Annotated in this window: 3 protein-coding genes; 2 read left to right on the plus strand and 1 reads right to left on the minus strand. The window is 74.6% G+C overall.

What is annotated here, in order from left to right; genetic code table 11:
• Window positions 1–21: 21 nt before the first annotated feature.
• Together AA75_RS22800 and AA75_RS22805 are read left to right on the plus strand one after the other, a co-directional pair.
• Window positions 22–954 (plus strand): fumarylacetoacetate hydrolase family protein, encoded by a 933-nt coding sequence (locus tag AA75_RS22800; RefSeq protein ID WP_033822049.1) that lies wholly within the window; start codon window positions 22–24, stop codon window positions 952–954.
• A gap of 103 nt (window positions 955–1,057) precedes the next feature.
• Window positions 1,058–1,855 carry an Asp/Glu racemase gene (locus AA75_RS22805; RefSeq protein WP_033822050.1) on the plus strand — a complete coding sequence of 266 codons (798 nt, stop codon included), beginning with the start codon at window positions 1,058–1,060 and terminating at the stop codon, window positions 1,853–1,855.
• Window positions 1,856–1,904: 49 nt separating this feature from the next.
• Here the strand turns inward: AA75_RS22805 and AA75_RS22810 are convergent, their stop codons facing one another.
• The gene (locus tag AA75_RS22810) at window positions 1,905–2,912 is read right to left on the minus strand and encodes a LacI family DNA-binding transcriptional regulator (protein ID WP_033822051.1); all 1,008 of its coding nucleotides are present in this window, start codon (window positions 2,910–2,912) and stop codon (window positions 1,905–1,907) included.
• Window positions 2,913–3,073: the final 161 nt, after the last annotated feature.

Below are 3,073 nucleotides of genomic sequence, written 5' to 3' on the forward strand. Positions count from 1 at the left end.
CGTCCCACTGCAAGGAGCGTCATGCGCCTGGTCACGTACACCCCGAACGACCCGAACGGCGGACCGGCCCGCCTCGGCGCCCAGCTGGGCACCCGCGTGGCCGACCTCGCCGCCCTGGCCCGCGCCGCCGGGACCGAGCTGCCCGGCGACCTGCTCTCGCTGATCCGGGCCGGTTCCACCGCCCTCGCCGCCGCCCGTACTCTGGCCGACGGCGCCCTGGCCGACGGCGCCGAGCAGGCGCGCCTTCCCGCCGGCGCCGTCCACGACCTCGCCGAGGTGACACTGCTCGCCCCGCTGCGCCCCGGGAAGATCATCGGAGTCGGCCTCAACTACGTCGAGCACGTCGAGGAGTCCAGCCGCAGCCTCGACACCGACCGCGAACTGCCCGACCGGCCGGTGCTGTTCTCCAAGCCCGCCACCGCCGTCACCGGCCCCGGACAGCCGGTCCTGCACAACGCCGGCCTGACCAAGCAGCTCGACTGGGAGTGCGAACTCGCCGTCGTCATCGGCCGGACCGCCACCCGGGTGTCCGAGCAGGACGCCTGGGACCACGTCTTCGGCTACAGCATCGTCAACGACATCAGCGCCCGCGACCAGCGCCGCTCCGGCCAGTGGTTCTTCTCCAAGGGCCAGGACTCCTACGCCCCGTTCGGCCCCTGCGTGCTCACCGCCGACGAGATCCCCGACCCGCACGACCTCGACCTGCACCTGAGCGTGAACGGTGAGACCAAGCAGAACTCCAACACCCGGCACATGCTGTTCCGGATCCCGCGCCTGATCGCCGACATCTCCTCCGGCGTCACCCTCGAACCCGGCGACGTCATCGCCACCGGGTCGCCCTCCGGCGTCGGCGCGGGCATGGTCCCGCCGCAGTTCCTCCAGCCCGGCGACCTGATCGAGGCCACCATCCAGCACATCGGCACCCTCACCAACCCGGTGGTCGACGCCCGCTGAACCCCCGTGGGGCCGGGCGCCGTCCGCCGCCGCACCCCGGCCCCGCCGCACCGGGCTCCGCCCGCCCCAGCCACCCGCCCGCACCAGACCGAGGGAGCGCCCCATGCCGCCACGCACCTACCGGATCGGCCAGATCGTCCCGAGCTCGAACGTCACCATGGAGACCGAGGTCCCCGCCATCCTGCGGGCCCGCGAACGGGTCGCCCCCGAGCGCTTCACCTTCCACTCCAGCCGGATGCGGATGACCCACGTCACCCCCGAGCAGCTCCGGGCGATGGACGCCGACTCCGACCGCTGCGCCGTCGAACTCTCCGACGCGCACGTGGACGTCCTCGGCTACGCCTGCCTGGTCGCCATCATGAGCATGGGCCGCGGCTACCACCGCGTCTCCCAGCGGCGCCTGCACACCCGCACCGCCGACAACGGAGCCCCGGCCCCGGTCGTCACCAGCGCCGGCGCCCTGGTCAACGGCCTGCACACGATGGGCGCCCGCCGGATCGTCCTGATCGCGCCCTACCTGCGTCCGCTGACCCGCACGGTGGTCGACTACCTGACCCACGAGGGCATCACCGTCCTGGACCACGAGGCGCTGGAGATCCCCGGCAACCTCGACGTCGCCGCGCACGACCCGGCCGCGCTGCCCGCCATCGCCAAGCGCCTCGACCACGCGCAGGCCGACGCGGTGGTGCTCTCCGCCTGTGTTCAGATGCCGTCCCTGTCCGCCATCGAGGAGGCCGAACAGCAGCTCGGCAAGCCCGTCGTCTCGGCCGCCGTCTGCACCGTCCACCAGATGCTCCGCTCGCTCGGCCTGCCCGCGCTCGCCCCCGGCGCCGGCCACCTGCTCTCCGGCGCGTACGCCGAGGCGCCGCTGCCGGCCGACCCGGAGCCCGCCGTCGGCTGACCGTCCCCGACCTGACCCCGAGCCGTCCCCGGCCCGGCGACGCCGGGCCTCAGGAGGACTGCCGGACCACGACCTCGAACCGGACCCTCGGCAGCTCGGGCGCCGTTCCCTCGCGCACCAGCCGGTCGACCGTTTCGGCCAGCAGGTCGGCGCCGGGCATCAGGTGGCCGATCGAGGTCAGCTGCGGGCGTACCACCCGTGCGAGCACCAGGTCGTCCGCGCCGACCAGGGCGATGTCGCGCGGCACCGCGACGCCGTGGTCCCCGAGCGCCGCGCCCAGCAGGGCGGCGTACTCGTCGTTGTAGCCGAACACGCCGTCCAGCTCCAGGGCCCGGCACAGCTGGGCCACGGCCGCCGCGGCGTCCTCGGTGTAGCGAAGCGGCAGCTGGGTGACCGTCACACCGTGCTCCTCGGCGACCCGCTGGGCCCCCGCCAGACGCGGCGCGGCGAACGCCGACAGCCCCCGCTCCGCCGGCATCACCACGCCGAGCCGGGACCTGCCGCGGTCGACCAGGTGCCCGACCGCCGCGGCGCCGATCTCCGCGTGGTCGCCGATGAGGGTGAACACCCCCTCGACCGGGGTGGCCGCACTCGCCACGACCGCCCGCACCCCCGCCCGGGCCAGTACCTGCGCCGCCTCCGCGGTCAGCCGGTCGTCGCCGACCGAGACCACCGCGGCGGGCCGCAGGCGGGCCCAGGACTGCGCCGCCTCGACCGGCCCGGGGGTGCGGTCGGCGTGCAGGACCACGGTGTAGCCGAGGCGGCCGAGCGCGGTCTCGACCTCGTCGAGCCAGTCGCTGAACAGCCGCCCGATCGCGGACACCGACACCGGGATGACCACCAGGTCGCTGCGCCCGGCCCGCAGCGAGCGCGCGGCGGCGTGCGGGACGTACCCGAGTTCCTGGGCGACGGCCAGCACCTTGGCCCGGGTGGTCTCGCTGACCCGCGCCCCCGGCGTGTCGTTGAGCACGAAGGACACCGTGGCCCGGGAGACCCCCGCCGCCCGTGCGACGTCGGCACTGGTGATCTGCGGAGGGACGCTCTGATCGGTCGACATAACGATTGCATCATTCCAGGTCGGCCGGGTCTGGCGCCGCACCGGGGGAGTGGCCACAATGATTACACGTGTTACCGGCGCGATCGGTGAGCGCGATCCCGGCACGGCCGCGCCCCACCCGGCGCCGCCCGCGCCACGGCCGGCGTACGGACCACCCCGCC

It is taken from the genome of Kitasatospora sp. MBT63 (assembly GCF_000710465.2).
Lineage (GTDB): Bacteria > Actinomycetota > Actinomycetes > Streptomycetales > Streptomycetaceae > Kitasatospora.

Coding starts and splice junctions, on each gene's coding strand:
- AA75_RS22800 (WP_033822049.1), top strand. CDS start 22: ATGCGCCTGGTCACGTACACCCCGAACGACCCGAACGGCGGACCGGCC.
- AA75_RS22805 (WP_033822050.1), top strand. CDS start 1,058: ATGCCGCCACGCACCTACCGGATCGGCCAGATCGTCCCGAGCTCGAAC.
- AA75_RS22810 (WP_033822051.1), bottom strand. CDS start 2,912: ATGTCGACCGATCAGAGCGTCCCTCCGCAGATCACCAGTGCCGACGTC.